The organism is Gottfriedia sp. OAE603, from assembly GCF_040543965.1.
Classification (GTDB): Bacteria; Bacillota; Bacilli; order Bacillales; family Bacillaceae_G; genus Gottfriedia; species Gottfriedia solisilvae.
In genome coordinates this window covers 3,938,051-3,964,638 of sequence record NZ_JBEUNN010000001.1, presented here as the reverse complement: position 1 = coordinate 3,964,638, position 26,588 = coordinate 3,938,051, and the positions used below count along the sequence as shown (strand labels likewise).

The following is a 26,588-nucleotide window of genomic DNA, read 5'->3' as shown; positions in this document are numbered from 1 at the left end:
TATGCTTTTTTATATCACAGACGACGATGAAGTATTTCGTTCAATGTTGTCACAAATTATAGAAGACGAAGAGTTGGGAGAAGTTGTTGGCGAAGCGGAAGATGGTTCATTTCTAGATGCGCATACTTTAGCAATAAGAAAAGTAGATATTCTATTTATCGATTTGCTCATGCCAAATCAAGATGGAATTGAAACGATTCGAAATATAGGGCCATCTTTTAACGGGAAAATCATTATGATTTCTCAAGTAGAATCTAAAGAGCTCATTGGAGAGGCATATTCTCTCGGAATAGATTATTACATCACAAAGCCTTTGAATAAAGTTGAAGTAATATCGGTTATAAGAAAGGTGATGGAACGGATCAGATTAGAACGATCTATACTAGATATTCAAAAATCACTTAGCAATGTATTTGAATGGAACTCATCACATAATCAAAAACCTCTTTCTGAGAAAAAGAAGATTACAGATTGGGGACAAGTTCTTTTATCTGAGCTTGGCATAGCTGGAGAAAATGGCAGCAAGGACCTACTCGATATGATTAATTATATATTTGAATATGAAGCAAATCTTACATTTGAGGCGGGATTCCCTACTCTGAAGGATATTCATACTCATATAAGTTTAAAGAAATTAGGTATGAGTGCTACACAAGAGGATGTAGAAAGAGAGAGGAAAGCATCCGAACAACGTGTTCGTCGTGCAATTAATCAATCATTAAACCATATGGTATCAATTGGTCTTACTGACTTTGCGAATCCTAAATTTGAGAATTATGCTTCAAAATTTTTTGACTTTGAAACAGTGCGTCAACGAATGACAGAATTAAAGCTTGCAACATCACTTACGTCATCACCGCATACGAGAGTAAATGCTAAGAAGTTTATTCAAGTATTGTATTTTGAGGCTAAACAAATGCTAACTGAAGGTTATTAGAATAAAGAAAATAAAAATGCGCTCTCAACCTTTTGGGTTGGGATTTTTTTATATTGATTTAACACTTGTGGAAGGAATTGATTAGAGAATAAATAACTTTTGAGTAGAAAACACTAAATGCTATGGATAACAAACATTCATTAAATGAGCATGTATTTTTGTATGATATATTTAGAGGAAGTATATATTTTAAAAAGGCATAAAATAAAGAGGAGATATGATGACGAATAAAAATGAACACCATATTGGATGGAACTTTGATAATAGCTATGCTAGACTTCCGGAAATGTTCTTTACGAAAATCAATCCAACCAAAACTAGTTCGCCAAAGTTAGTGGTTCTCAATGATTCATTAGCTAAAGACCTTGGGTTAGATATCCAGGCATTAGAAAGTGCTGAAGGGATTGAAGTTCTTTCAGGTAACCAAATACCAGAAGGTGCAATGCCGCTCGCACAAGCTTATGCTGGTCATCAATTTGGATATTTCAACATGTTAGGTGACGGTCGTGCAATATTAATAGGAGAGCAAATTAACTCTTTAGGTGAGCGGGTTGATATTCAACTAAAAGGTCCTGGTCGAACGCCATATTCAAGAGGTGGAGATGGTCGAGCCGCAATCGGACCGATGTTACGAGAATATATTATAAGTGAAGCAATGCATGCACTTGGAATTCCTTCAACACGAAGTTTAGCTGTGGTCTTAACAGGAGACGTCATTAGACGTGAAACTTTGTTGCCAGGCGCTATATTAACACGTGTAGCTGCCAGTCATATTCGAGTAGGAACGTTTCAATATGCATCAAAATGGGGCAGTATGGAGGATTTGAAGACGCTAGCCGACTATACAATTGGGCGCCACTATCCTTATATTGAACATAATCCAAACCGTTATCTTTCACTACTTCAAGAAGTGATTAAGCGTCAGGCGAAATTAATCGCCAAGTGGCAGTTGGTAGGATTTATCCATGGAGTAATGAATACAGATAATATGACAATTAGTGGTGAAACGATCGATTATGGACCATGTGCTTTTATGGATACATATCATCCCGAAACAGTATTCAGTTCAATAGATACTCAAGGGCGTTACGCTTATGGAAATCAACCTCTAATTGCAGGTTGGAATCTTGCTAGATTTGCTGAAACTTTACTACCTTTACTTCATGAGGATCAAGAAGAAGCTGTGAAACTAGCCCAAGCTGAAGTTTCGAATTTTATTGAGATCTTTCATTCAAACTGGCTTATGGGAATGAGAGCAAAACTAGGATTATTTAACGAAGAAGAGCAGGATGAATCCCTCATTGAAGATCTTCTAAATATGATGCAAAAATATAAAGCAGACTATACAAACACATTTGTTTCCTTAACTTTTGGTAAGCCAGAGGACACAACACTCTATGGGACTCAAGAATTTGAACAATGGAATGAACAGTGGCAAGCAAGAAAAAGCAGTCAAAAGGAAACAGAGGATGAATCAACTCAATTAATGAGAACGAGCAATCCTGCCCTAATCCCTCGTAATCATAAAGTGGAGGCTGCACTAGAAGCCGCAGAAAAAGGAGATTTGAGTTTGATGACACAGCTCCTTAGTGCGCTCTCTAAACCTTTTGCACATTCACCTGAACAATGTGCTTTTGCAACATTACCTGAGCAATCGAACGAACCATATCGAACATTTTGTGGAACATGATGATTAAAAAAACTCTCAACTATTGTTTGGTTGAGAGTCTTTTTATGATATAAAAGGAATAATCTAATTGTCCAAGTCATAATTTTAATAGATAAAAATTAAAAAATTTTAATTTATTGATTATTATATGTACCCTTATCCCTAACACTTTATATCTAATAGTTGGGAGTGGTGGCAATTGGGCTTAATTGAAAAGATACTTGGTAAAAAGAACTACCCGTCGGATATATCTCATTTTAATTTGCTTAATGATAATGGTGAAGGTTTTTTTACTTTAGGAGATAAATTATTTAAAAGTGATGTGATTAGAGCGTGTATTAGGCCAAAAGCGAGGGCAATTGGAAAACTTACAGCTAAACATATTCGAGAAAATATAAAAGAATGTAAAGTAAATCCAGACCCATGGATCCTTAGTGTACTTGAGGAACCGAATCAATTTATGACTGGGCAAATGCTTCAAGAGAAATTAGCGATTCAATTAGAATTAAACAATAATGCCTTTGCATATATAAAGCGAAATGAATATGGTTATCCATCTGAAATATTTCCAATACCTTGTACGAAAATTGAAGTGTTGGAAAACAAACAAGGTGTAATATTTTTAAAATTTACTTTTAAAACTGGTAGGGTTATTACATTACCGTATGATGATATTATTCATCTAAGACAGGACTTTAATGATCATGATTTATTTGGTGATCCCCCTTACGATGCTTTATTACCACTACTAGATCTAGTTGATACAATTGATGACACGGTTGTACAAAAGACAAATGGAAATCATTTGATAAAATGGCTATTAAACTTTAAAGAAGTACTTGATCAGTCTGAAATGGAGAAAAATGCGACAGAATTTGTTAATAATTATATGAAGATAACAGGAGCGGGCGTAAAAGTAGGTATATCTGAACCTAGTTATGAATTAGAGCAGGTTAAATCAGATAGTTATGTACCAGAGTCACAACGATCATTTGATGCGATACGACGCATTTATAATTTTTTTAATACAAACGAAAAAATTGTTCAGGGATCTTATAATGAAAATGAATGGAATACTTATTATGAAAGTGTAATTGATCCTTTAGCCATTCAAATGAGCAATGAATTTACTAGGAAGATTTTTTCGAGTAGAGAAAGAAGTAATGGAAATAGAATAATTTTTGAAACATCAAACTTGCAGTTCGCCTCAATTGCTACAAAGTTAAGTTTATCTGTTATGGTCGACCGTGGCTCACTAACGCCAAATGAATGGCGTTCAATCTTGGCATTTGGACCAATTATGAGAGGGAATACGCCAATTAGAAGTACAGCTTTGGTACCGATAGATGAAAAGGAAAAAGATAGGGAGTGGGAGTTAGAAAGAGAAAGAGAAAAGAAAAGAGAAGAAGAGATAAAAAAATGTATAGAAGAAGTAAAAGAAAAGGAAAAAGAGAAAGAAAAGAAACCAGATGAGAAATAAAAATGATGATGAATGAAAAATGGCTCCTAACAACGATCTTGTTACGGGTCATTTTTATTGATTTTTTTTGTTACTGCTGTTATTTTAAAACTCATTTTCATGATACTTGTCCAAACACTATTGTCTAAGCATTCATATTGTAAAGTAATGCGAAGAACTAAACAAATTCATGGAGTTGTTTTATATGATAGAAATGGACAAGAATGCAGTTATTACACTTTTAGGTAGTTCAGGAGGCGTAGCAAAAGCAGTACTATCGATTTTTAATAAAGCTTTTCAAGATCAAGATGATCCACTTTATCCCATCTTACAAGGTGCAAGATTTCATTTAATTGATCTTAAACAAAAAGACGTATCTTATTTTGAAAACATTATGCCAGTTTTGATGGACCGTGTGACATTTCATGAAATGAATTTAAATAATTTGGCTTCATTTAACAAACATTTAATTGATTCCAATACGTCGCTTGTAATTGATGTTTCAAGAGCGGATTCTGTTGAAATGCTAAGGTGTTGTAATGAGCTTGGAATTAAATATGTGAACACTGCGTTAGAAAGTGAAATAGTAGATGAAGATGAAAGTATAAAAAATGGTTTTCCACTTAAAGAGCGTTTGCGAATTTTTGAGGAAAACAAAAGAAAATTCAAAAATACCTCAGCTATTATTGGATCTGGAATGAACCCAGGAATAGTCCAGTGGATGGCACTTGATTTAATGAATCGACACCCTTCAGAAAAACCTCAAGCATGTTATATCGTTGAACATGATGATTCTTTTTATGAGAATCCCTCAGTTGCTCAGAAAGATACTATTTACACTACTTGGTCACCAGTTTGTTTTTTAGAAGAAGCTGTAACTAGCTTTCCGATGTTTGTGAAACAAGATATTCCAATTTTTCTTTATGAAAATGTTTATTCGGTGGAATTTAAAGTAACATTAGGTGATAAACAATTTTACGGCTGTTTGATGCCGCATGAAGAAGTATTTATTATCGGAAAACTATTTAATTTGGAAAGTGGATTTCTGTATCGTGTAAATGAGCACACAACAAATTTAATTCGAGAAAACTTAAATAATATCGATCAAATAATGGATTTTGATAAAAAGCTTCTTGATCCTTCAACTGCACCTTTAACTGGTGAAGATTTAGTAGGTGTACTGCTTGTATATGAAGATAAAGAACGATTTGTTTACAATGTAATGAATAATGAGTATGCATTTAAAAATTATGGAACGAATGCTACGTATCTTCAAGTAGCTTGTGGTGTTTATGCTGGAGTTACAAGTTTGTTTTTAGATTCTATTACAAAGGGAGCATATTTTGTAGATGAATTATTGTTGGAAACAAAGAGTAAATACGGTACGTACTTGAAATATCATATGCCACATTTTATTTATGGAGAAAATGCAACTAGTGATGGAATGCTACTTCAGAGAATGAAATCATTTAAGTAAAGCCATTCAGACTGACCGCCGAACGATCGCCTTCTTCGTTGCTTCGCCTGCTTGTGTTGCTCCAATACCGTCAGAAGGTAACTTAAGCTGCACATTTGGCTTTGGCCACGAACGACTAGCATTTTTAATCAGTCCAAATCTCTTTTTCTACAAGCAAAGCCAATTACTTCAGAGTATTGGCTTTTTACTGTCGATAAAGATTTATGAAAATTATTACTTCTTACATGGAAGAAATTAAGTATCTACTTTTTGAATGAACATTCCCCTTTCGTCTTAGACTATTGCTACGGGGAGGTTTCAACATGAATGTTATTACAAATTTTCGAGAAAAAAGAAGAGCTAAACAAATTACATTTGAAAAAAGTTTATTAAAAGAATTGAAAATTTTGCAACTAAAATCCCAATTAAAGGATTCATTTTCATATTTTATAGATGCGGATACTCATCAAAGAAAAGCAAGGGAAGATTATTGTTTTGAGCTAGCTGTAGAGACATATCTACTTGGAGCTAGATATAGTAGGTTCGGCTTTTATGGTGAGCCAATTGAAAGTGTAAAGAAACGATCAGCGAAAGAAACAGAATGGTTAGCATATTTATTTTATTCTTCTGTTTTTGGTCGAAGAGATGATATTCAAACTGAACCATTTAATCAATGTAAATCTTTTTTACATAACTGGTGGTTAGACGGATATGTAAAAGGTGAAAGAAGACATAGACTTCGCTTATCAAAGTAAGTCATATTCTCCTTAGTTGTCCCATATATTTTTTATAGGACAATCAGGGGGAGAAAAAATGAAGAGATGGCATTTAATTGTAATTATAGTGACATTTGTTTTTGTAATTTTATGTATACCTTTATTGCAAAAGACATCTAAAACATGGACATTAAAAGGATTACCTCTAGATGGGAAAGTAATTGTTTTAGATGCAGGGCATGGTGGTCCTGATGGCGGGGCTTCTGGTGGTGATGTAATTGAAAAAGTTGTTGCGTTATCAATTACGAATAAACTAAGGGATTATTTACAAGAGCAAGGTGCTTCAGTCATCATGACAAGAGATGGTGATTATGATTTAGCCGAAGAAGACTTAAAGGGCTACAGTAGAAGAAAGAGTATGGACCTAAGAAGAAGAGTAGAGATCATTAATAATTCTAATGCAGACTTATACTTATCAGTGCATTTAAACTCTTTACCTGGAACTTCTTCTAAAGGAGCGCAAACATTTTATTATGGATCGTTAATTGAAAATGAGCGCTTTGCTAAATACGTTCAAGCGGAGCTTAGAGAAAGCCTGAACAATACTCACCGTTTAGCGAAGATCATTAATCATGTATATTTAATGAAGTATTCAAAAGTACCTGGTGCACTCGTTGAGGTTGGATTTTTATCAAATTATGAAGAAAGCCAGCAACTACGAGATGAAGAGTATCAGAACCAGCTTGCAGCGGCAATATACAGAGGAGTAATAAGGTATTATACAGATAAAAACGAACCGCCGAATTAATCGGTGGTTTTCATTTTATTAAGAAAGAGATTTACGTAAGACTATATATGTCACATGTGTTATACTATTTAGTATATTGAGATAACGAGGTGTAATTATGATTACTAACGAACAAGTATTGTCACTTTTAGGAACAATTAATGAACCTTTCATAAATAAATCTTTTTTAGAATTAAATGCAGTAAAAGAAATTTCAATTAAAGAAGAAAAAAATCATGTTAGTGTTAAAGTTGCATTATTTAAAACTGGAACAGCAGAACAAATGCAAATTCAAACACAAATTGTTCAAGTGTTAAAACAAAACGGCGCTGATACTGTTGGTATCCGTTTTACAGAATTTACTGATGAAGAGAAAAGTCAATTCACTCAAAGTGAAGAAGGACAAGAAGAAGCTAGTCTTTCACTATTAGATAATAAAAAAGTTGAATTTATCGCAATTGCCAGTGGTAAAGGTGGAGTAGGTAAATCAACTGTTTCTGTAAATTTAGCAGTTGCCTTAGCAAGAATAGGTAAAAAAGTTGGTATCATCGATGCTGATATCTATGGTTTTAGTGTGCCTGATATGATGGGGATTACATCTAGACCAGTTATTCGTGGAGAGCGAATCATACCGGTAGATCGTTTCGGTGTAAAAGTTATTTCAATGGGATTCTTTGTTGAAGACAATTCACCAATTATTTGGAGAGGCCCAATGCTTGGTAAAATGCTACAGCAATTCTTTACTGAAGTTGAATGGGGCGATCTAGATTATTTACTGCTAGATTTACCACCAGGAACTGGAGATGTAGCACTAGATGTTCATAGTATTTTACCTTCATGTAAGGAAATCATCGTAACAACTCCACATCCTACTGCATCAGTAGTAGCTGCAAGAGCGGGAGTCATGGCGCTTAAAACAAACCATGAAGTAATTGGTGTTGTAGAGAATATGAGTTATTTTGAAAGTAAAAATACTGGCGAAAAGGAATATGTCTTTGGAAAAGGTGGCGGAGAGAGGCTTGCTAAAGAGCTTCAAACGACACTGTTAGGACAATTGCCATTAAAACAACCAGATTGGGATGAAGAAGACTTCGCACCATCAATTTACGATCAAAATCATCCAACAGGAAAAATATATACAGATATTGCGAAACAAGTAGTAGAAAAAATCGTATTAAATAAATAAAGACAGAATCTTTACCCTTTTAATTTATTAAGCATGTTTTTTATGATAGTATTGGTTATGGATTTTACATATACCAAGTAAGAAACATGTTGAGAATTATTAGGGTATTTATTTTGTTTAAAAAGTAAGTTTTTAGTAAATAAAGTTAGAATGTTTAATCATTATGAAAGCGGTTTTGCTTTAAATGTATGGGGGAGCAGGAATAGAATGGCAAAGATGACGAGTCGAAAAGTTGTTCGATTATTTTTTACAACCTTATTGGTTGGTGGAATTAGTACCATTATTACAGGTGTGCTTTACGGTTATAAAGAGTATTTCGGTTATTTACAGGATCTACGATTTACAAAGTTACTTTTGGAAGCATCGTGGTTATTTATATTAGGGTTGGTTTTCAGTGCTGTAAGCCAAATGGGATTTTTCGCTTATTTAACAGTTCACAGATTCGGATTAGGCTTTTTTAAATCTCCTCAAGTCTGGAATGTCATTCAAATTGGGTTAATTATGTTTGCACTATTTGATCTTGCGTACTTCCGATTAATCGAATTTGCTAAAGATGGGGACTCGTATGTAGGTTATATTTTATTCCCAGTGATACTTTTTGTATGTAGTTTAGTTGTAGCATATATCAAAAGTAAGGAAACAAACAAAGGCGCATTTATTCCGGCATTATTTTTTATGATTGTTGTAACAATTGTTGAATGGATTCCAGCATTAAGACAAGATGACCTATCTTGGTTAATTTTAATGGCAGTGCCATTATTTGTTTGCAATACATATCAATTATTAACTTTACACAGAATTTTAAAAAGCTAAGAGAAATATCTCTTAGCTTTTTTATTAGTTTTTTTTATATAGAGTTGTTTAGGATACAGACTCGCTCAATCCTCGTTTAAAAATATGAACAGATCCTTTAATTAACAACTTTCGTTTTTGTTTTCGTATTTGATATCATCTGCGAGACTGATACATTTTTATATCCTTTATCTCTTAAATAGGAAATGATCAACGGAATTGCCTTTGGTGTTTGTAATGCAGAGTCACTAGCATGAAGTAGTATAATATCACCTGGATTTGTATTTTCCTTTACTGTTTCAAAAATTTGGTTAGTTCCTGGGTTTCTCCAATCCTCAGTATTTATACTCCAATGTACAACTGAAAGATTATATCGAGATGCTACTTTAATGACTTCTTTATTAAATTCTCCATTGGGCGGTCTAAACAGTTTTACGTCTTTAACGCCTAGTCGTTTAAATACTTCAGCCGAATTATTTAAATCGCGTTGCATTTCTAATGTAGTTAGTTGTGTGTAGCTTTTATATCGATATCCTAGTGTTCCGATTTCATGTCCTTGTTTGACAATTGTTTCAACAATCTCAGGATGTCTCTCTGCCCAAGATGCAGATAAGAAAAAAGTTGCATTATTGATTCTCTGGTTTTTTAATACTTCTAATACTTTAACAGCATTTTCATCTCCCCAACTAATATCAAACGTTAAAGCGATATTCTTTCTAGATGCATCACCCTTATAGATCGCCATAGGTCCTTTACTCGTCGAAAAGGTAGAGAATGTTTTAGGAGCTTGTATATAAACTAAGCAAGCTGTAAAAAATGCAATAATAGTTATTAAGGATATTTGTTTTAATTTCCTTTTAGAGGTGATATAAAAATAGAAAAGCATAAACTCCCCTTCCTTCTTGTACAAGTTCTTAGTTAAAGGATATGAACTCAAATAAGCTTGTATGCTATAAATCAAAAATATTACATATTCCAATAAGGCAAGAGAATAGTAAAAATCTGCTAAGTGATTGTTTTGAAAAGGGGTGGAGAGATGTATGGTATTCTTTTAAGAAAAGAACATGTACTGGAAATAGAATCTCTGGTTTTACGTTCCATTAAAGAAATAGAACAGGAATTATCTACAAAGCATTTTAATGAGAATGTAAGATCTGAGTTGATACAAAAGAAAACAATATTGACTGAAGTTTATAGTAGACTTCCTTTATAAAACGCTTTGATAATTTTTTAAAAAATAATTCTATAAAATTGTTGACGTTACATTTAAGCGCGTGTTATATTATTAAGCGTCGTCAACAAAACGAAATAAAGCTTGTTTAAAAGAATTTAAATAAATTTTATAAAGTTGTTGACAATGAACAAAGTGAAATGTTAATATAAGAAAGTCGCTTACGAGCGATAAAGTGAACTTTGAAAACTAAACAAAACATGAAGTAAAACGTCAATTATTAGTTTTTTGAGCAATACAAGATTTAAACTTAACTATTATGGAGAGTTTGATCCTGGCTCAGGACGAACGCTGGCGGCGTGCCTAATACATGCAAGTCGAGCGGACTTGTAGGAGCTTGCTCCTGCAGGTTAGCGGCGGACGGGTGAGTAACACGTGGGCAACCTACCTGTAAGACTGGGATAACTTCGGGAAACCGGAGCTAATACCGGATGACATAAAGGAACTCCTGTTCCTTTATTGAAAGATGGCTTCGGCTATCACTTACAGATGGGCCCGCGGCGCATTAGCTAGTTGGTGAGGTAACGGCTCACCAAGGCGACGATGCGTAGCCGACCTGAGAGGGTGATCGGCCACACTGGGACTGAGACACGGCCCAGACTCCTACGGGAGGCAGCAGTAGGGAATCTTCCGCAATGGACGAAAGTCTGACGGAGCAACGCCGCGTGAACGATGAAGGCCTTCGGGTCGTAAAGTTCTGTTGTTAGGGAAGAACAAGTGCTAGTTAAATAAGCTGGCACCTTGACGGTACCTAACCAGAAAGCCACGGCTAACTACGTGCCAGCAGCCGCGGTAATACGTAGGTGGCAAGCGTTGTCCGGAATTATTGGGCGTAAAGCGCGCGCAGGCGGTTTCTTAAGTCTGATGTGAAAGCCCCCGGCTCAACCGGGGAGGGTCATTGGAAACTGGGAAACTTGAGTGCAGAAGAGGAAAGTGGAATTCCAAGTGTAGCGGTGAAATGCGTAGAGATTTGGAGGAACACCAGTGGCGAAGGCGACTTTCTGGTCTGTAACTGACGCTGAGGCGCGAAAGCGTGGGGAGCAAACAGGATTAGATACCCTGGTAGTCCACGCTGTAAACGATGAGTGCTAAGTGTTAGAGGGTTTCCGCCCTTTAGTGCTGAAGTTAACGCATTAAGCACTCCGCCTGGGGAGTACGGTCGCAAGACTGAAACTCAAAGGAATTGACGGGGGCCCGCACAAGTGGTGGAGCATGTGGTTTAATTCGAAGCAACGCGAAGAACCTTACCAGGTCTTGACATCCTCTGACAACCCTAGAGATAGGGCGTTCCCTTCGGGGACAGAGTGACAGGTGGTGCATGGTTGTCGTCAGCTCGTGTCGTGAGATGTTGGGTTAAGTCCCGCAACGAGCGCAACCCTTGATCTTAGTTGCCAGCATTCAGTTGGGCACTCTAAGGTGACTGCCGGTGACAAACCGGAGGAAGGTGGGGATGACGTCAAATCATCATGCCCCTTATGACCTGGGCTACACACGTGCTACAATGGATAGTACAAAGGGTTGCAAGACCGCGAGGTGGAGCTAATCCCATAAAACTATTCTCAGTTCGGATTGTAGGCTGCAACTCGCCTACATGAAGCCGGAATCACTAGTAATCGCGGATCAGCATGCCGCGGTGAATACGTTCCCGGGCCTTGTACACACCGCCCGTCACACCATGAGAGTTTGTAACACCCGAAGTCGGTGGGGTAACCTTTTAGGGGCCAGCCGCCTAAGGTGGGACAGATGATTGGGGTGAAGTCGTAACAAGGTAGCCGTATCGGAAGGTGCGGCTGGATCACCTCCTTTCTATGGAGACATCATGAACCGTTGGTTCATGCATGAAAAGATGTTTCTTCATTGTTTTGTTTAGTTTTGAGAGTTCACTCTCAATTTGTACCTTGAAAACTAGATAATGTCATTCATTAAACTGCGTAAGTTTAATTTAAGTTTTAAAATTAGTTAAGTTAGAAAGGGCGCACGGTGGATGCCTTGGCACTAGGAGTCGATGAAGGACGGGACTAACACCGATATGCTTCGGGGAGCTGTAAGTAAGCTTTGATCCGGAGATTTCCGAATGGGGGAACCCACTACTCGTAATGGAGTAGTATCATTACCTGAATACATAGGGTAATGAGGACAGACCCAGGGAACTGAAACATCTAAGTACCTGGAGGAACAGAAAGCAAAATGCGATTTCCTGAGTAGCGGCGAGCGAAACGGAAGATAGCCCAAACCAAGAGGCTTGCCTCTTGGGGTTGTAGGACACTCTATACGGAGTTACAAAGGAACGGGGTAAATGAAGCGACCTGGAAAGGTCCGTCGAAGAAGGTAAAAACCCTGTAGTTGAAACCTCGTTCCCTCTTGAGTGGATCCTGAGTACGGCGGAACACGTGAAATTCCGTCGGAATCTGGGAGGACCATCTCCCAAGGCTAAATACTACCTAGTGACCGATAGTGAACCAGTACCGTGAGGGAAAGGTGAAAAGCACCCCGGAAGGGGAGTGAAAGAGAACCTGAAACCGTGTGCTTACAAATAGTCAGAGCTCGTTAATGAGTGATGGCGTGCCTTTTGTAGAATGAACCGGCGAGTTACGATCCCGTGCAAGGTTAAGTTGAAGAGACGGAGCCGCAGCGAAAGCGAGTCTGAATAGGGCGATATAGTACGTGGTCGTAGACCCGAAACCGAGTGATCTACCCATGTCCAGGATGAAGTTCAGGTAACACTGAATGGAGGTCCGAACCCACGCACGTTGAAAAGTGCGGGGATGAGGTGTGGGTAGCGGAGAAATTCCAATCGAACTCGGAGATAGCTGGTTCTCCCCGAAATAGCTTTAGGGCTAGCCTTATGTGTTAGAGTCTTGGAGGTAGAGCACTGATTGGACTAGGGGCCCCCAACGGGTTACCGAATTCAGTCAAACTCCGAATGCCAATGACTTATCCATAGGAGTCAGACTACGAGTGATAAGATCCGTGGTCAAGAGGGAAACAGCCCAGACCGCCAGCTAAGGTCCCAAAGTATACGTTAAGTGGAAAAGGATGTGGAGTTGCTTAGACAACCAGGATGTTGGCTTAGAAGCAGCCACCATTTAAAGAGTGCGTAATAGCTCACTGGTCGAGTGACTCTGCGCCGAAAATGTAACGGGGCTAAACGTATCACCGAAGCTGCGGATTGATACCGTATGGTATCAGTGGTAGGGGAGCGTTCTAAGGGCGTTGAAGCTAGATCGTAAGGACTGGTGGAGCGCTTAGAAGTGAGAATGCCGGTATGAGTAGCGAAAGACGGGTGAGAATCCCGTCCACCGTATGCCTAAGGTTTCCTGGGGAAGGCTCGTCCTCCCAGGGTTAGTCAGGACCTAAGCCGAGGCCGACAGGCGTAGGCGATGGACAACAGGTTGATATTCCTGTACCACCTGATTTCCGTTTGAGCAATGGAGGGACGCAGAAAGATAGGGTAAGCGCGCTGCTGGATATGCGCGTCCAAGCAATTAGGCTGATGTGTAGGCAAATCCGCACATCGTTAAGGCTGAGTTGTGATGGCGAGGGAAATATAGTACCGAAGTTCCTGATTCTACGCTGCCAAGAAAAGCTTCTAGCGAGGAAATAGGTGCCTGTACCGCAAACCGACACAGGTAGGCGAGGAGAGAATCCTAAGGTGAGCGAGAGAACTATGGTTAAGGAACTCGGCAAAATGACCCCGTAACTTCGGGAGAAGGGGTGCTCTTTTGGGTGCAAGCCCGGGAGAGCCGCAGTGAAAAGGCCCAAGCGACTGTTTAGCAAAAACACAGGTCTCTGCGAAGCCGTAAGGCGAAGTATAGGGGCTGACGCCTGCCCGGTGCTGGAAGGTTAAGAGGAGGGGTTATCCCTTACGGGAGAAGCTCTGAATTGAAGCCCCAGTAAACGGCGGCCGTAACTATAACGGTCCTAAGGTAGCGAAATTCCTTGTCGGGTAAGTTCCGACCCGCACGAAAGGCGTAACGATTTGGGCACTGTCTCAACCATAGACTCGGTGAAATTATAGTACCTGTGAAGATGCAGGTTACCCGCGACAGGACGGAAAGACCCCGTGGAGCTTTACTGCAGCTTGATATTGAATTTTGGTACAGCTTGTACAGGATAGGTAGGAGCCTGAGAAGCCGGAGCGCCAGCTTCGGTGGAGGCGTCGGTGGGATACTACCCTGGCTGTATTGAAATTCTAACCTAGAGCCGTTATCCGGCTCGGAGACAGTGTCAGGTGGGCAGTTTGACTGGGGCGGTCGCCTCCTAAAGAGTAACGGAGGCGCCCAAAGGTTCCCTCAGAATGGTTGGAAATCATTCGAAGAGTGTAAAGGCATAAGGGAGCTTGACTGCGAGACCTACAAGTCGAGCAGGGACGAAAGTCGGGCTTAGTGATCCGGTGGTTCCGCATGGAAGGGCCATCGCTCAACGGATAAAAGCTACCCCGGGGATAACAGGCTTATCTCCCCCAAGAGTCCACATCGACGGGGAGGTTTGGCACCTCGATGTCGGCTCATCGCATCCTGGGGCTGTAGTCGGTCCCAAGGGTTGGGCTGTTCGCCCATTAAAGCGGTACGCGAGCTGGGTTCAGAACGTCGTGAGACAGTTCGGTCCCTATCCGTCGTGGGCGCAGGAAATTTGAGAGGAGCTGTCCTTAGTACGAGAGGACCGGGATGGACACACCGCTGGTGTACCAGTTGTTCTGCCAAGAGCATGGCTGGGTAGCTATGTGTGGAAGGGATAAGTGCTGAAAGCATCTAAGCATGAAGCCCCCCTCAAGATGAGATTTCCCATAGCGTTAAGCTAGTAAGACCCCTGAGAGATGATCAGGTTGATAGGTCAGAGGTGGAAGCGTGGTGACACGTGGAGCTGACTGATACTAATCGGTCGAGGACTTAACTAACAAGTTTGATAATGACATTATCTAGTTTTGAAGGTATAAAATGGAAGAACTTCCAAAAAAATCTTCAAAAAATGTTGACTTTGATTGATATTTTGTTATAATAATCAATGTCATAAGCAAATGAATCAAGTGATGATAGCGAAGAGGTCACACCCGTTCCCATACCGAACACGGCAGTTAAGCTCTTCAGCGTCGATGGTAGTTGGGGGTTTCCCCCTGTGAGAGTAGAACGTCGCTTGGTTCTGATTATTCCGCAGTAGCTCAGTGGTAGAGCACTCGGCTGTTAACCGAGTGGTCGTAGGTTCGAACCCTACCTGCGGAGCCATTTTTTATGCTTCCATAGCTCAGCAGGCAGAGTACTTCCATGGTAAGGAAGAGGTCACCGGTTCGAGCCCGGTTGGAAGCTTGGAAAAGACTTATACATATGGCCCGTTGGTCAAGCGGTTAAGACACCGCCCTTTCACGGCGGTAAAACACGGGTTCGAATCCCGTACGGGTCACCATTTATATTACGGAGGATTAGCTCAGCTGGGAGAGCACCTGCCTTACAAGCAGGGGGTCGGCGGTTCGAGCCCGTCATCCTCCACCATTTAATTTAATAATACCGGAGGGGTAGCGAAGTGGCTAAACGCGGCGGACTGTAAATCCGCTCCCTGTGGGTTCGGCGGTTCGAATCCGTCCCCCTCCACCATTTATTGTTGGGCTATAGCCAAGCGGTAAGGCAACGGATTTTGATTCCGTCATGCCCTGGTTCGAATCCAGGTAGCCCAGCCATTTTTTATTTACACAATTTCATTCAAATTGATCGTAATATTTATTACGAGCCATTAGCTCAGTAGGTAGAGCATCTGACTTTTAATCAGAGGGTCGAAGGTTCGAATCCTTCATGGCTCACTTTTTTTTATATGCGGAAGTAGTTCAGTGGTAGAATACAACCTTGCCAAGGTTGGGGTCGCGGGTTCGAGCCCCGTCTTCCGCTCCATTTCTGTATAAATATATATCGGGGCCTTAGCTCAGCTGGGAGAGCGCCTGCCTTGCACGCAGGAGGTCAGCGGTTCGATCCCGCTAGGCTCCACCAATATACATAAAGTGTAACCTTAGTCTTTTGACTAAGGTTTTTTGTTGTCTAAAAACATAAAATATAGAGATGATAAATGCATATGTATACAAAAAAATGTTGAGTTGACCCATTCGTTTCAAAAGATTTAAACTATTAATATAATTAATAACTTTAAGAATCTAATTTAGGGTTCTTTATTTAAAAAATAAAGTAAGCGTTTTCTTACGTAATTGACATAGGGGGAAATAACATGAAAAAAGAAATTTCGATTATTGGGGTACCTTTAGATTTAGGGCAAACAAGACGTGGAGTGGATATGGGACCAAGTGCAATTAGATATGCACAGCTTCATGAACGCATTGAAAATCTTTCATATAATGTTGAAGATTTAGGGGATATTTTAGTAGACCGTACGTTAGTAAAAGAAGATCACTTTGAACATAATCTAAAAAACTTAAAATCAGTAAAAGATACTTGTGAGAAGCTTGCAGTTGAAGTTGATGAAGTCATTAAAAGTAACAGAATGCCTCTAGTACTAGGTGGAGACCACAGTATTGCGATTGGTACATTAGCAGGTGTTTCAAAGCACTATAATAATCTAGGTTTAATTTGGTTTGATGCTCATGGAGATTTAAATACAGCAGAAACTTCACCGTCTGGAAATATCCATGGTATGTCACTAGCTGTGTCATTAGGTCATGGACATGATTTATTAACGAAGATTGGTGGTTACTTCCCTAAAGTAAAACCAGAGAATGTAATCATTATAGGAGCTCGTGATCTTGATGAAGGTGAAAGAGCAATTATTAAAGAATTAGGCATTAAAGTTTATACAATGCATGAAGTTGATAAATTAGGTATGACAAAAGTGATGGAAGAAACAATTGATCACTTAAAAGACTGTGACGGTGTACATTTATCATTAGACCTTGATGGTTTAGATCCGATCCATGTACCTGGTGTTGGTACGCCTGTTTCTGGTGGTATCACTTACAGAGAAGGTCATTTAGCAATGGAAATGTTATCTGAAGCAGATATCATTACATCAATTGAATTTGTAGAAGTTAATCCAATCTTAGATGAAAAAAATAAAACAGCAATCGTGGCTGTGGCTTTAATTGGATCATTACTTGGAGAAAAATTATTATAAAACAATGAATTATATGTTATAACTGTAAAAGCTAGCATGATGATGTGCTAGCTTTTTTCATTTATATTTCATAGAAATATCATATATTCAAATAATTGTTAAGATAGTTAATAATTCTCAAATTTTGTGTATAACGAAAATATGGTATAATACTGAAGATACGGGTTTTAATATTAATAATTAGGAGGGTAAAAGGTGCCTTCTTTACATATAAATTTCTTACAATACTTACAAAATGGATTAGATATTTTATTAGTTTGGTTTGTTATTTATCGGCTAATTATCATTATACAAGGAACAAAGGCTGTTCAATTATTAAAAGGTGTTACAATCATAATCGTTGTAAAAGTATTAAGTAGCTTATTTGGCTTACATACATTGCAATTTTTAATGGATCAAGCACTAACATGGGGATTCTTAGCTGTGATCATTATCTTCCAACCAGAGCTGAGAAGAGCATTAGAACAACTTGGTAGAGGTCGCTTTTTCTCAAGAACTTCTCCTGGTGGTGCGAATGATAGAACCGACATAGTGGAAAGCATTGCAAAAGCTACAGAATACATGGCAAAACGAAGAATAGGTGCTCTTATATCGTTTGAAAGACAAACGGGTATGGGGGATTATATTGAATCGGGTATCCCACTGAATGCTAATCTATCATCGGAACTGCTCATAAATATTTTTATTCCAAATACACCATTACATGATGGCGCAGTTATTATTCAAGGTGAAAAAATTACTGCAGCAGCATGTTACCTACCCCTTTCGGAAAGTGCATTCATTTCCAAAGAGCTAGGTACAAGACATAGAGCAGCAGTTGGTATTAGTGAAGTAACAGACAGTATTACCATTGTCGTTTCCGAAGAGACAGGGGCTGTTTCGGTTGCTAGAAATGGGAACTTATATAGAGAATTATCAAAAGATGAACTAGTTAATTTATTGAATACGGAACTAAAATCACCAGAAGAGTCCACTACATCAAAATGGAATTGGAAGGTAAAACGTAATGGATAATTTTATGGATAACCGTTGGATTTTAAGAGGAATCGCATTATTAGTTACTTTATTACTTTTTATGTCTGTTAATTTAGTTCCACAATCAAGTAGTTCCAATATTATTGATCTACCAATGATGAATAAAAAAGAGCTACTTAGAGATATTCCTGTCACACCGATCTATGATCAGGAAAATCTAATCGTAAATGGAATACCAAAAACTGTTTCAGTACAGTTAGATGGTCCAAATAGTATCGTTAAAACAGCTGAAATGAAAAGAGATTTTGAAGTCTACATTGATCTAACTTCTTATGCATTAGGAACATATGAAGTACCTTTAAAAGTGCGCAATTTATCAGAAAAGATTAAAGCAACAATTAAACCAAGGACTGTTACAGTTACGATCAAAGAAAAAGTAGAAAAAGTAGTCTCAATAAAAGCTGTTTATATAAACGAAAACAAAATTAAGCATGGCTATAAAGCAGAGGACGCCATTATTAAACCAAATGAAATAAAGATAGTGGGATCTGCTGAGGAAGTAGCCCAAGTTTCATATGCAAGAGTAGATATAGACGTATCAGACGCAAATCAAACGTTTAGCCAGGTACTTCCTGTGAAACTATATAATAAAAAGGGTACACAATTAACAATCAGTAGTGTCCCTAAGAATGTTGAAGTAACAGTCCCAATTGTTTCACAAAGTGCTTATTTTCCGATTGAGATTATCGAAAATGGTACTTTACAGGATGGTTTAAAATTAAAAAGTATGATAACTAATACTGATGAAGTTAAGGTATATGCATCTGAAGATTGGTTAAATAATTTTAGTGGACCGATTCAGGTGCCTGTTGATTTATCATCATTTGATAAAAGTGGTACATACGAAATTACCGTTCCGACACCAGATGGTGCTTTTAAAGTTGATCCAAGTACAGTAGAGGTTGTAGTTGAATTAGCAGAAGAAACAGAACAAAAATTTAGTGATATACCAATTCAATTTACTGGAGAAAATGACAATTTTACATATAAAATTTTGAAACCAACTTCAGGTAAGGTAACAGTCTCTGCAAGGGGATTTGACGAAGATTTAAATGCAATAGATCCGAAAGATATTATTATCACTGCAAAAGTAAGTGGTTTAGAAGCCGGTACACATGAAGTAACTCTATCGATTAGTGCGCCAAGAGGTGTAATTTATCGATTGAATTACGATACTGTGACCGTTGAAATAACGGATAAGAATACGGCCGAATCTGATAAGGATACAGAAATAGTAGGACAATCATCGAATTAGAAGGAGAATCATAATGGGTAAATATTTTGGAACTGATGGTGTAAGAGGGGTAGCAAATAAGGAGCTAACTCCAGAATTAGCATATAAAATTGGACGTTGCGGTGGATATGTTTTAACAAAAAATAATGTGAAACCAAAAATTTTAGTAGGTCGTGATACGCGTGTATCAGGACATATGTTAGAAGGAGCATTGGTAGCAGGATTACTATCAATCGGTGCTGAAGTAATGCGTTTAGGTGTTATTTCGACTCCTGGTGTTGCATATTTAACAAAAGCATTAGGTGCACAGGCTGGAGTTATGATTTCAGCTTCTCACAATCCTGTACAGGATAATGGAATTAAATTTTTCGGTCCTGATGGATTTAAATTATTAGACGAGCAAGAAGATGAAATTGAAGAACTGATGGATGCTGAAGTAGATCAATTACCGAGACCAACAGGCAGTGACCTTAGCCAAGTTAGCGATTACTTTGAAGGTGGTCAAAAGTACTTACAATTCCTTAAAAATTCTATTGATGAGGATTTCTCTGGTTTATTAGTTGCTCTTGATTGTGCTCACGGAGCTACGTCTTCATTAGCACCTTATATCTTTGCGGACTTAGAAGCAGATATCGTAACAATGGGAACAAATCCAAATGGATTTAATATAAATGATGGTGTAGGTTCGACTCATCCAGAAGCTCTTGCAGCATTAGTAAAAGAAAAAGGTGCCGATGTAGGTCTATCATTCGATGGCGATGGAGATCGTTTAATTGCGATTGATGAGAATGGTGATATCGTTGATGGTGACCAAATCATGTATATTTGTGCTAAGCATTTAAATGAAAAAGGACGCTTAAAGCAGAATACTGTTGTATCGACTGTTATGAGTAACTTAGGCTTTTATAAAGCTGTAGAATCGAATGGAATGAAAAGTGCTGTAACTGGTGTAGGTGACCGTTATGTGATGGAAGAAATGAGAAAGAATGGATTTAACCTAGGTGGAGAACAATCAGGTCATATCATTTTCTTAGACTATATTACGACTGGTGATGGCATGTTAAGTGCTATTCAGCTTGTAAACATCATGAAGGAAACTGGAAAAACATTATCACAATTAGCTGGAGAAATGAAAAAATATCCACAATTATTGATCAATGTGCGTGTTACAGATAAAAACGAAGCATTAAACAATGAACGAATTAAAGCAACAATTGAAGAAGTTGAAGCTGAAATGAATGGTAATGGTCGTATTTTAGTACGTCCTTCAGGTACTGAGCCATTAATTCGTGTAATGGCAGAAGCTCCTTCAGCAGAAGAATGTAAGTTATTTGTTGAAAGAATTGTATCTGTTGTAAAAGAAGAAGTAGGCGAATAATAAATTAAATTTTATATGCATAGACGAGCACTAATGTGTCCGTCTATGCATATTTTTGTTATATAAGCGACTATACTTTCAAAACTTCTAAAAAAATTTTTGTTGACCATGACTTTTGAATTATAGTATAGTTGTTTTATTGTTTTCCTAACATGAGAGGAGGATATGAAATAATAAAGGTTTAAACAAAGCGCCAGAACTGCACAGGACGAAAATGTGTAGTTGACGAGGTGGAGTTTTATCGAAGTTTCGGCGGATGACTCCCGGTTGATGTATCACAACCGCAATTATTTATGTAAAACATTCGGGTGACCGAGTGGACAAAAGTAAATAATCTGATACACCGTTTAAAAATAATAATAAAAATGAACTCGCTAAATGCGATAATACGAAAGGTAGGTGGATATTGCTTGTAAGTCCTCTACCGCTATTAAACATGACGAGGGAATCGAATAATTAAATAATAAACGGTTAGGGAAACAGCATTCCATTCCTAGACAACTTTTGTACGTCTTGTTGAGGACTTACTAAGCAATAGATATTATGTGTGGAATCGTTGGATATATTGGAAATGATAATGCTAAGGAAATTTTGTTAAAAGGTTTAGAGAAATTAGAGTATCGTGGATACGATTCTGCTGGGATTTCTCTTTTAACAGATAATGGTGTAGAAGTTTTTAAAGAAAAAGGTAGAATTGCAATTTTACGTGAAGCTATTCCAGCAAAGGCAGACGGGCATGTTGGAATCGGACATACTAGATGGGCTACACACGGAGCACCAAGTAAACGTAATGCGCATCCTCACCAAAGTTCTACTGAACGTTTTACACTTGTTCATAATGGTGTTATTGAAAACGATGTACAGTTAAAAAACGATTATTTAAATGACTTTAACTTTACTAGCGATACTGATACAGAGGTTATCGTACAGTTAGTAGAGCTTCATATCAAAAAAGGTTTAACAGTTTTAGAAGCATTTACAGCAACACTAAAGCTTTTAAAAGGTTCTTATGCAATTGCATTATTAGATAAACAAAATGAAGATGTAATTTATGTTGCAAAAAATAAAAGCCCACTTCTTGTAGGTGTTGGTGAAGAATTTAATGTTATTGCTTCAGACGCAATGGCTATGTTACAAATTACTGATCAATTTATCGAATTACATGATAAAGAGGTAATTTTAGTATCAAAAGACGAAGTTCAATTAATGGACTTAAACGGAAATAAAATTGAGCGTGCTCCATATACAGCTGAAATTGATGCTAGTGACATTGAAAAAGGAACATATCCTCATTTCATGTTAAAAGAAACTGATGAGCAACCATTAGTAATCCGTAACATCATTCAAAAGTATCAAAATGAAAATGGCGAACTTGAAATTGATAGCGAAATTAAAGCAGCTTTAGCAGAAGCTGATAGATTATATATCGTAGCTTGTGGAACTAGTTACCATGCTGGTTTAGTAGGTAAACAATTCATCGAAAAAATGGCTGGTGTTCCTGTAGAAGTTCACGTTGCTAGTGAGTTCTCTTACAACATGCCATTACTATCAGAAAAACCATTATTTATCTACATTTCACAAAGTGGTGAAACAGCAGATAGTAGAGCGGTACTAGTACAAACAAACAAATTAGGCTATAAAGCAATTACGATTACAAATGTTCCAGGATCTACATTATCTCGTGAAGCTAACTATACTCTTCCATTACATGCAGGTCCAGAAATCGCAGTAGCATCAACTAAAGCTTACACAGCACAATTAGCAGTATTAGCAATCGTTGCAAATGACCTAGCAAAAGCTAAAGGTAAAGTTGTTAACTTTAACCTAGTAAAAGAATTAGGTATCGTAGCAAATGCAATGGAATCTATTTGTGGTCAAAAAGAAGAAATGGAGAAAATTGCTTCTGAATTCTTAGCAACTACTCGTAATGCATTCTTCATCGGTCGTAACGTTGACTACTTCGTATGTTTAGAAGGTGCTCTAAAATTAAAAGAAATTTCTTACATCCAAGCAGAAGGATTTGCTGGTGGAGAATTAAAACACGGAACAATTGCTTTAATCGAAGAAGGTACGCCAGTAGTAGCATTAGCGACTCAAGAATCAGTAAACCTAAACATCCGTGGAAACGTAAAAGAGGTTGTAGCTCGTGGAGCAAACCCATGTATCATCTCAATGGAAGGTTTAGAAATGGAAGGTGATCGCTTCGTACTACCAAAAGTACAAGAAGAATTATCACCAATCTTATCTGTACTACCATTACAATTAATTTCTTACTATGCAGCATTACACCGTGGTTGTGACGTTGATAAACCACGTAACTTAGCGAAATCTGTAACTGTTGAATAATTTTTGAACAAAATTCAGAATCAAAGAAAACTTAAATGGGAGTTGGATCGTATGATGAATTTCGAAAATGAAAATATTCCAACTAAAGAAGATTTTCATGTAAGTGAAATTGATGAGCGTGTAGTAATTAGAAAACCAATTAAAGCTTAATAATATAAAAGAGGCTATTAGTAAATTAATTTTTACTAAAGCCTCTTTTCTTTTTTATTTTCAATTAAACGAAATTAGATTTTTCAACAACCTGACGATCCTCTTTTTTCTTCCAAAGTTCCCCAGGCCAAAAAGCATATTTGCCTAACACGGTAGTAATTGCTGGAACTAGTAGTGGACGGACAATAAATGTATCTATTAATACACCCACGCATGTAACGATTCCAAACTGTACTAAAACCTGTATTGGCAATGTAGCCAGTACCAGGAACGTCCCAGCTAATATTAATCCAGCAGATGATATGACAGAACCGGTCTTAGAAACCCCGTTAGCAATCGCATCGATATGGTTTTGTTCTTTTTTATTTTTCCATATCTCAGATACCATAAAAATATTATAATCTTCGCCTAAGGCAACTAAAAATACAAATGAATATAAAGGAATTGATCCTTGGATTGCCGGTACATTTAAGCCGTAATGAAGTATAAGCCAGCCTGCACCTAATGCAGAGAAATAAGATAAAATTACCGTTATAACTAGATAAACCATCGCCGTTATTGAACGTAAATAGAATAGCAATAGTATTGAAATGAGTCCAATCATTACTGGAATAATAACTTTCTGATCTCTTTCAGTTGTATTTTTTGTATCTAAATTTGTAACGGTTTCTCCACCTAGCCAATAATTTTCACTAGAAATATTGTATTTAGTTAGCATGCTTTTTAATTGTTTTTCAAGTTGAGGTATGCGCCCCATGCCCTTATTTGAATAAGGGTTATCTGTTAAAGAAACCTCATATAGTTGTAGGTTTTTCTTATTTTTACCTACTTGAGGATCAGTTACATTCTTAATAAAGGAAAGCTTTTCTAGCTCTTTTTTCAAAGGAATACTTTTATTTTCTGTATCAACAACAATTTTAACAGGTGCTAATAAACCAGATGAATAGTGATCGGAAATTAGATCAAAACCTTCACGAGATGGCATGTCTTTAGGAAAAGACTCTAATAAATCATAGGTGTACTGAATTTTTGGTACAAATAGAGTTAACCCACCTAAAAGAACGACTGAAACAAGTATGACTTTCCATGGTTTACGTGTAACTAATGTTCCAATCTTTTGGTTAAGGCTTACTTTCGATTTTTTAGTTTTCAGAGTTTGGCCTTTTTTATTTGCTCGTTTCATTTCCATTTCTGTAGTTCTTGGTATAAATGGAAAAAACGAGACTCTTCCTAATATAACAAGGATAGCAGGAAGAAGAGTAATGGCTGCAATGCCCATGATTAAAACTGCCAAACTAAATGGAATAGCGAAACGATGAAATGCACCGTAATCAGCTAATAGTAATGTTGCTAAACCTAATACAACTGTTAGTGCACTCATTGATATTGCACCACTAGACTCTTTTATTGCGAGTTGTAATGACTTAAATTTACTTTCTTCTATAAGTAGATATTCACGGTATCGAGAAATTAAGAATAAGCAATAATCTGTTCCAGCCCCGAATAAAAGAACGGTCATGATGGATACTGCCTGTGAATCAACTGTAATAATTCCTTTTTCTCCTAAAATTCCTAATAATGGGCTGATAACTCCATAAGAAAAACCTACAACTATTAATGGAACGATTGCCATGATAGGTGAGCGATATAGAAGAATTAAAAATACCAATACAAGTAAAACTGTAGATATTAGTAATTTAATATCAGCCTGGGAGAAAAGGCTAACTGCATCTGTCTGAATACCAACAGGCCCTGAAAAGCGAACATGTAACCCAGGATCATCAAGTTTATTAACAAACGGATTTTCTCCGCTAGTTCGGTTTACTATTGATTTGAGCTTCTTTAAGTTATTTTGTAATGTCTCATCTTCTGCTTTTTCATCAAAGAAAATAGGTGTAATGAGAGTAGTGCCATCTTTTGATACACTCTTGATCATTGCAGGTTTTGGCAATGTATCAAAAGGAGGTAGAGATTTCTGTTTATCTAACGTATTTGATCTTAACTCTTTATAAAGTGATTGAACTGTTTGGTAATCATGATCGTTTAATCCATTATCCCTATGCCAAACAATTAATAATGGATTACCAGATTCGTTAGGAAACTCTTTCTTTATTAATTCATCAGTTTTTTGTGACATAGAGGATTTAGGTAAGTTGTCTGCTTTATTATCTTCTACTTCATTTACGGATGGAAATGAAATAGATAAAAACAGCGTTAATAAAACCCATAGAGAAATAGTTAGCCATCTAGATTTTTGTCCTCCAACCATTTTTCCCCCTGAATTGAATGGGTGTCTTTTCATTAGTGGATCCACCTTTCTATTTGGTATATATCATTCTTTTTAATTATATATACTGGTAAGTTAATTAATCAAGAACTTTAATATGCTATAATTAAGCTAATTAATTAGTTAGGAGAGAAGTACCTTGCGACAAACTAATCGACCATTAGGGCGACCACATATGAGCGATCGAAAAAAGCCTACTAAAGAAATTATATTAGAGAATGCAGTAAAGCTTTTTCTAAAAAGAGGATACCAACTCGTCTCAATGGATGATGTTGCAAAAGAATGTGACGTGACTAAAGCGACGGTTTATTATTATTACTCAACAAAGGCTGAACTTTTCACCGATGCGATGGTGCAAATGATGATCAGAATAAGTGACCGAATTAAAAAAATATTATCAATAGATAGACCATTAAAAGATAATTTATTAGAAATTGTAAAAATACATCTACAAGCCACTTTTGATATTGACCTTAAAACTTTTATAAAAGATGCAAAAATTTCATTAACAGATGAGCAAATGATTCAAATGAATTATGCTGAGGAAAAGATGTATGAAGTAATTGAAAATGCAATTGAAAATGCAATGAATAAAGGCGAAATTCCACAGGGAAATTCAAAATTTGCAACTCATGCCTTCTTTGCAATTTTAAAAGTAGGAAATTTTAGAGATATGAACAATCATTCTATCATCAATTCTATAGATGAAATGGCGAATGAAATCGTAAACTTTTTTTGGAGAGGTATGAAAGTGTAGTTTTAATGAAAGAAAAAAAGATTGTTTGCTAAGCTTACCTTACCTAATCAATACCGGTAGA

The 26,588-nt window shown here is 37.3% G+C and carries 16 protein-coding genes, 9 tRNA genes and 3 rRNA genes; 26 read left to right on the top strand and 2 right to left on the bottom strand.

The features are described 5' to 3' along the window. Window position 1: 1 nt before the first annotated feature. The 8 genes from ABID96_RS19930 (at window position 2) to ABID96_RS19895 (ending at window position 9,023) form a co-directional block, all read left to right on the top strand. Window positions 2–937 carry a response regulator gene (locus tag ABID96_RS19930; protein WP_192604273.1) on the top strand — a complete coding sequence of 312 codons (936 nt, stop codon included), beginning with the start codon at window positions 2–4 and terminating at the stop codon, window positions 935–937. A 220-nt stretch (window positions 938–1,157) separates the two neighbouring features. Continuing rightward, window positions 1,158–2,627 (top strand): protein adenylyltransferase SelO, encoded by a 1,470-nt coding sequence (locus tag ABID96_RS19925; protein ID WP_192604272.1) that lies wholly within the window; start codon window positions 1,158–1,160, stop codon window positions 2,625–2,627. Between the two features lie 178 nt (window positions 2,628–2,805). Beyond that, a complete protein-coding gene (locus tag ABID96_RS19920) occupies window positions 2,806–4,086 on the top strand; it encodes a phage portal protein (protein ID WP_192604271.1) in 1,281 nt (426 codons plus the stop codon). A 184-nt stretch (window positions 4,087–4,270) separates the two neighbouring features. Next, window positions 4,271–5,542 (top strand): S-adenosylmethionine decarboxylase related protein, encoded by a 1,272-nt coding sequence (locus ABID96_RS19915; RefSeq protein ID WP_192604270.1) that lies wholly within the window; start codon window positions 4,271–4,273, stop codon window positions 5,540–5,542. Window positions 5,543–5,844: 302 nt separating this feature from the next. Beyond that, window positions 5,845–6,276 carry a DUF2521 family protein gene (locus ABID96_RS19910; protein ID WP_088003865.1) on the top strand — a complete coding sequence of 144 codons (432 nt, stop codon included), beginning with the start codon at window positions 5,845–5,847 and terminating at the stop codon, window positions 6,274–6,276. Between the two features lie 58 nt (window positions 6,277–6,334). Continuing rightward, complete coding sequence (cwlD, locus tag ABID96_RS19905) at window positions 6,335–7,045, top strand: N-acetylmuramoyl-L-alanine amidase CwlD (protein ID WP_192604269.1); 711 nt, start codon at window positions 6,335–6,337, stop codon at window positions 7,043–7,045. A 97-nt stretch (window positions 7,046–7,142) separates the two neighbouring features. Continuing rightward, a complete protein-coding gene (locus ABID96_RS19900) occupies window positions 7,143–8,210 on the top strand; it encodes an Mrp/NBP35 family ATP-binding protein (RefSeq protein WP_192604268.1) in 1,068 nt (355 codons plus the stop codon). 216 nt (window positions 8,211–8,426) lie between these two features. Continuing rightward, window positions 8,427–9,023 carry a KinB-signaling pathway activation protein gene (locus ABID96_RS19895; protein ID WP_192604311.1) on the top strand — a complete coding sequence of 199 codons (597 nt, stop codon included), beginning with the start codon at window positions 8,427–8,429 and terminating at the stop codon, window positions 9,021–9,023. Between the two features lie 97 nt (window positions 9,024–9,120). Here ABID96_RS19895 and pdaB read toward each other — a convergent pair whose 3' ends face one another. Next, the gene (pdaB, locus tag ABID96_RS19890; RefSeq protein WP_192604267.1) at window positions 9,121–9,888 is read right to left on the bottom strand and encodes a polysaccharide deacetylase family sporulation protein PdaB; all 768 of its coding nucleotides are present in this window, start codon (window positions 9,886–9,888) and stop codon (window positions 9,121–9,123) included. 601 nt (window positions 9,889–10,489) lie between these two features. Between pdaB and ABID96_RS19885 the strand changes: the two genes are divergently transcribed. The 17 genes from ABID96_RS19885 (at window position 10,490) to glmS (ending at window position 23,333) form a co-directional block, all read left to right on the top strand. Beyond that, window positions 10,490–12,039, top strand: a 16S ribosomal RNA gene (locus ABID96_RS19885). A 151-nt stretch (window positions 12,040–12,190) separates the two neighbouring features. Further along, a 23S ribosomal RNA gene (locus ABID96_RS19880) occupies window positions 12,191–15,130 on the top strand. Window positions 15,131–15,255: 125 nt separating this feature from the next. Then, a 5S ribosomal RNA gene (rrf, locus tag ABID96_RS19875) occupies window positions 15,256–15,371 on the top strand. Together the 16S, 23S and 5S rRNA genes with 9 tRNA genes alongside form the textbook arrangement of a ribosomal RNA operon. A 9-nt stretch (window positions 15,372–15,380) precedes the next feature. Continuing rightward, window positions 15,381–15,455, top strand: a tRNA-Asn gene (locus tag ABID96_RS19870). An 8-nt stretch (window positions 15,456–15,463) separates the two neighbouring features. Beyond that, a tRNA-Thr gene (locus ABID96_RS19865) sits at window positions 15,464–15,536 on the top strand. Window positions 15,537–15,556: 20 nt separating this feature from the next. Further along, window positions 15,557–15,633: transfer RNA gene (locus ABID96_RS19860), tRNA-Glu, on the top strand. 10 nt (window positions 15,634–15,643) lie between these two features. Beyond that, window positions 15,644–15,719, top strand: a tRNA-Val gene (locus ABID96_RS19855). Between the two features lie 17 nt (window positions 15,720–15,736). Next, window positions 15,737–15,821 (top strand) — tRNA-Tyr (locus ABID96_RS19850). A gap of 8 nt (window positions 15,822–15,829) precedes the next feature. Then, window positions 15,830–15,904 (top strand) — tRNA-Gln (locus ABID96_RS19845). A gap of 47 nt (window positions 15,905–15,951) precedes the next feature. Continuing rightward, a tRNA-Lys gene (locus ABID96_RS19840) sits at window positions 15,952–16,024 on the top strand. Between the two features lie 13 nt (window positions 16,025–16,037). Further along, window positions 16,038–16,112, top strand: a tRNA-Gly gene (locus ABID96_RS19835). 20 nt (window positions 16,113–16,132) lie between these two features. Further along, window positions 16,133–16,208, top strand: a tRNA-Ala gene (locus tag ABID96_RS19830). 232 nt (window positions 16,209–16,440) lie between these two features. Then, window positions 16,441–17,340, top strand: a complete 900-nt coding sequence (rocF, locus tag ABID96_RS19825; protein WP_192604312.1) for an arginase — start codon at window positions 16,441–16,443, stop codon at window positions 17,338–17,340. Between the two features lie 195 nt (window positions 17,341–17,535). Then, the gene (cdaA, locus tag ABID96_RS19820; protein WP_088003885.1) at window positions 17,536–18,354 is read left to right on the top strand and encodes a diadenylate cyclase CdaA; all 819 of its coding nucleotides are present in this window, start codon (window positions 17,536–17,538) and stop codon (window positions 18,352–18,354) included. After that, a complete protein-coding gene (locus tag ABID96_RS19815) occupies window positions 18,347–19,630 on the top strand; it encodes a CdaR family protein (RefSeq protein WP_192604313.1) in 1,284 nt (427 codons plus the stop codon). The genes cdaA and ABID96_RS19815 overlap by 8 nt, the downstream gene beginning before the upstream one ends. Before the next feature lie 13 nt (window positions 19,631–19,643). Continuing rightward, window positions 19,644–20,987 (top strand): phosphoglucosamine mutase, encoded by a 1,344-nt coding sequence (gene glmM / locus ABID96_RS19810; protein ID WP_192604314.1) that lies wholly within the window; start codon window positions 19,644–19,646, stop codon window positions 20,985–20,987. Between the two features lie 543 nt (window positions 20,988–21,530). Then, window positions 21,531–23,333 (top strand): glutamine--fructose-6-phosphate transaminase (isomerizing), encoded by a 1,803-nt coding sequence (glmS, locus tag ABID96_RS19805; RefSeq protein WP_088003892.1) that lies wholly within the window; start codon window positions 21,531–21,533, stop codon window positions 23,331–23,333. 214 nt (window positions 23,334–23,547) lie between these two features. Here the strand turns inward: glmS and ABID96_RS19800 are convergent, their stop codons facing one another. Next, window positions 23,548–25,785, bottom strand: coding sequence for an MMPL family transporter (locus ABID96_RS19800; protein ID WP_192604315.1), 2,238 nt, complete (start codon window positions 25,783–25,785; stop codon window positions 23,548–23,550). A 124-nt stretch (window positions 25,786–25,909) separates the two neighbouring features. On the opposite strand from ABID96_RS19800, the gene ABID96_RS19795 reads away from it, so the two are divergent. Next, a complete protein-coding gene (locus tag ABID96_RS19795; RefSeq protein ID WP_192604316.1) occupies window positions 25,910–26,527 on the top strand; it encodes a TetR/AcrR family transcriptional regulator in 618 nt (205 codons plus the stop codon). The last annotated feature ends 61 nt before the right edge of the window (window positions 26,528–26,588 follow it).

Coding starts and splice junctions, on each gene's coding strand:
- ABID96_RS19930 (WP_192604273.1), top strand. CDS start 2: ATGCTTTTTTATATCACAGACGACGATGAAGTATTTCGTTCAATGTTG.
- ABID96_RS19800 (WP_192604315.1), bottom strand. CDS start 25,785: ATGAAAAGACACCCATTCAATTCAGGGGGAAAAATGGTTGGAGGACAA.
- cwlD (WP_192604269.1), top strand. CDS start 6,335: ATGAAGAGATGGCATTTAATTGTAATTATAGTGACATTTGTTTTTGTA.
- glmM (WP_192604314.1), top strand. CDS start 19,644: ATGGGTAAATATTTTGGAACTGATGGTGTAAGAGGGGTAGCAAATAAG.
- ABID96_RS19925 (WP_192604272.1), top strand. CDS start 1,158: ATGACGAATAAAAATGAACACCATATTGGATGGAACTTTGATAATAGC.
- ABID96_RS19915 (WP_192604270.1), top strand. CDS start 4,271: ATGATAGAAATGGACAAGAATGCAGTTATTACACTTTTAGGTAGTTCA.
- ABID96_RS19815 (WP_192604313.1), top strand. CDS start 18,347: ATGGATAATTTTATGGATAACCGTTGGATTTTAAGAGGAATCGCATTA.
- ABID96_RS19910 (WP_088003865.1), top strand. CDS start 5,845: ATGAATGTTATTACAAATTTTCGAGAAAAAAGAAGAGCTAAACAAATT.
- glmS (WP_088003892.1), top strand. CDS start 21,531: ATGTGTGGAATCGTTGGATATATTGGAAATGATAATGCTAAGGAAATT.
- ABID96_RS19895 (WP_192604311.1), top strand. CDS start 8,427: ATGACGAGTCGAAAAGTTGTTCGATTATTTTTTACAACCTTATTGGTT.
- pdaB (WP_192604267.1), bottom strand. CDS start 9,888: ATGCTTTTCTATTTTTATATCACCTCTAAAAGGAAATTAAAACAAATA.
- rocF (WP_192604312.1), top strand. CDS start 16,441: ATGAAAAAAGAAATTTCGATTATTGGGGTACCTTTAGATTTAGGGCAA.
- ABID96_RS19900 (WP_192604268.1), top strand. CDS start 7,143: ATGATTACTAACGAACAAGTATTGTCACTTTTAGGAACAATTAATGAA.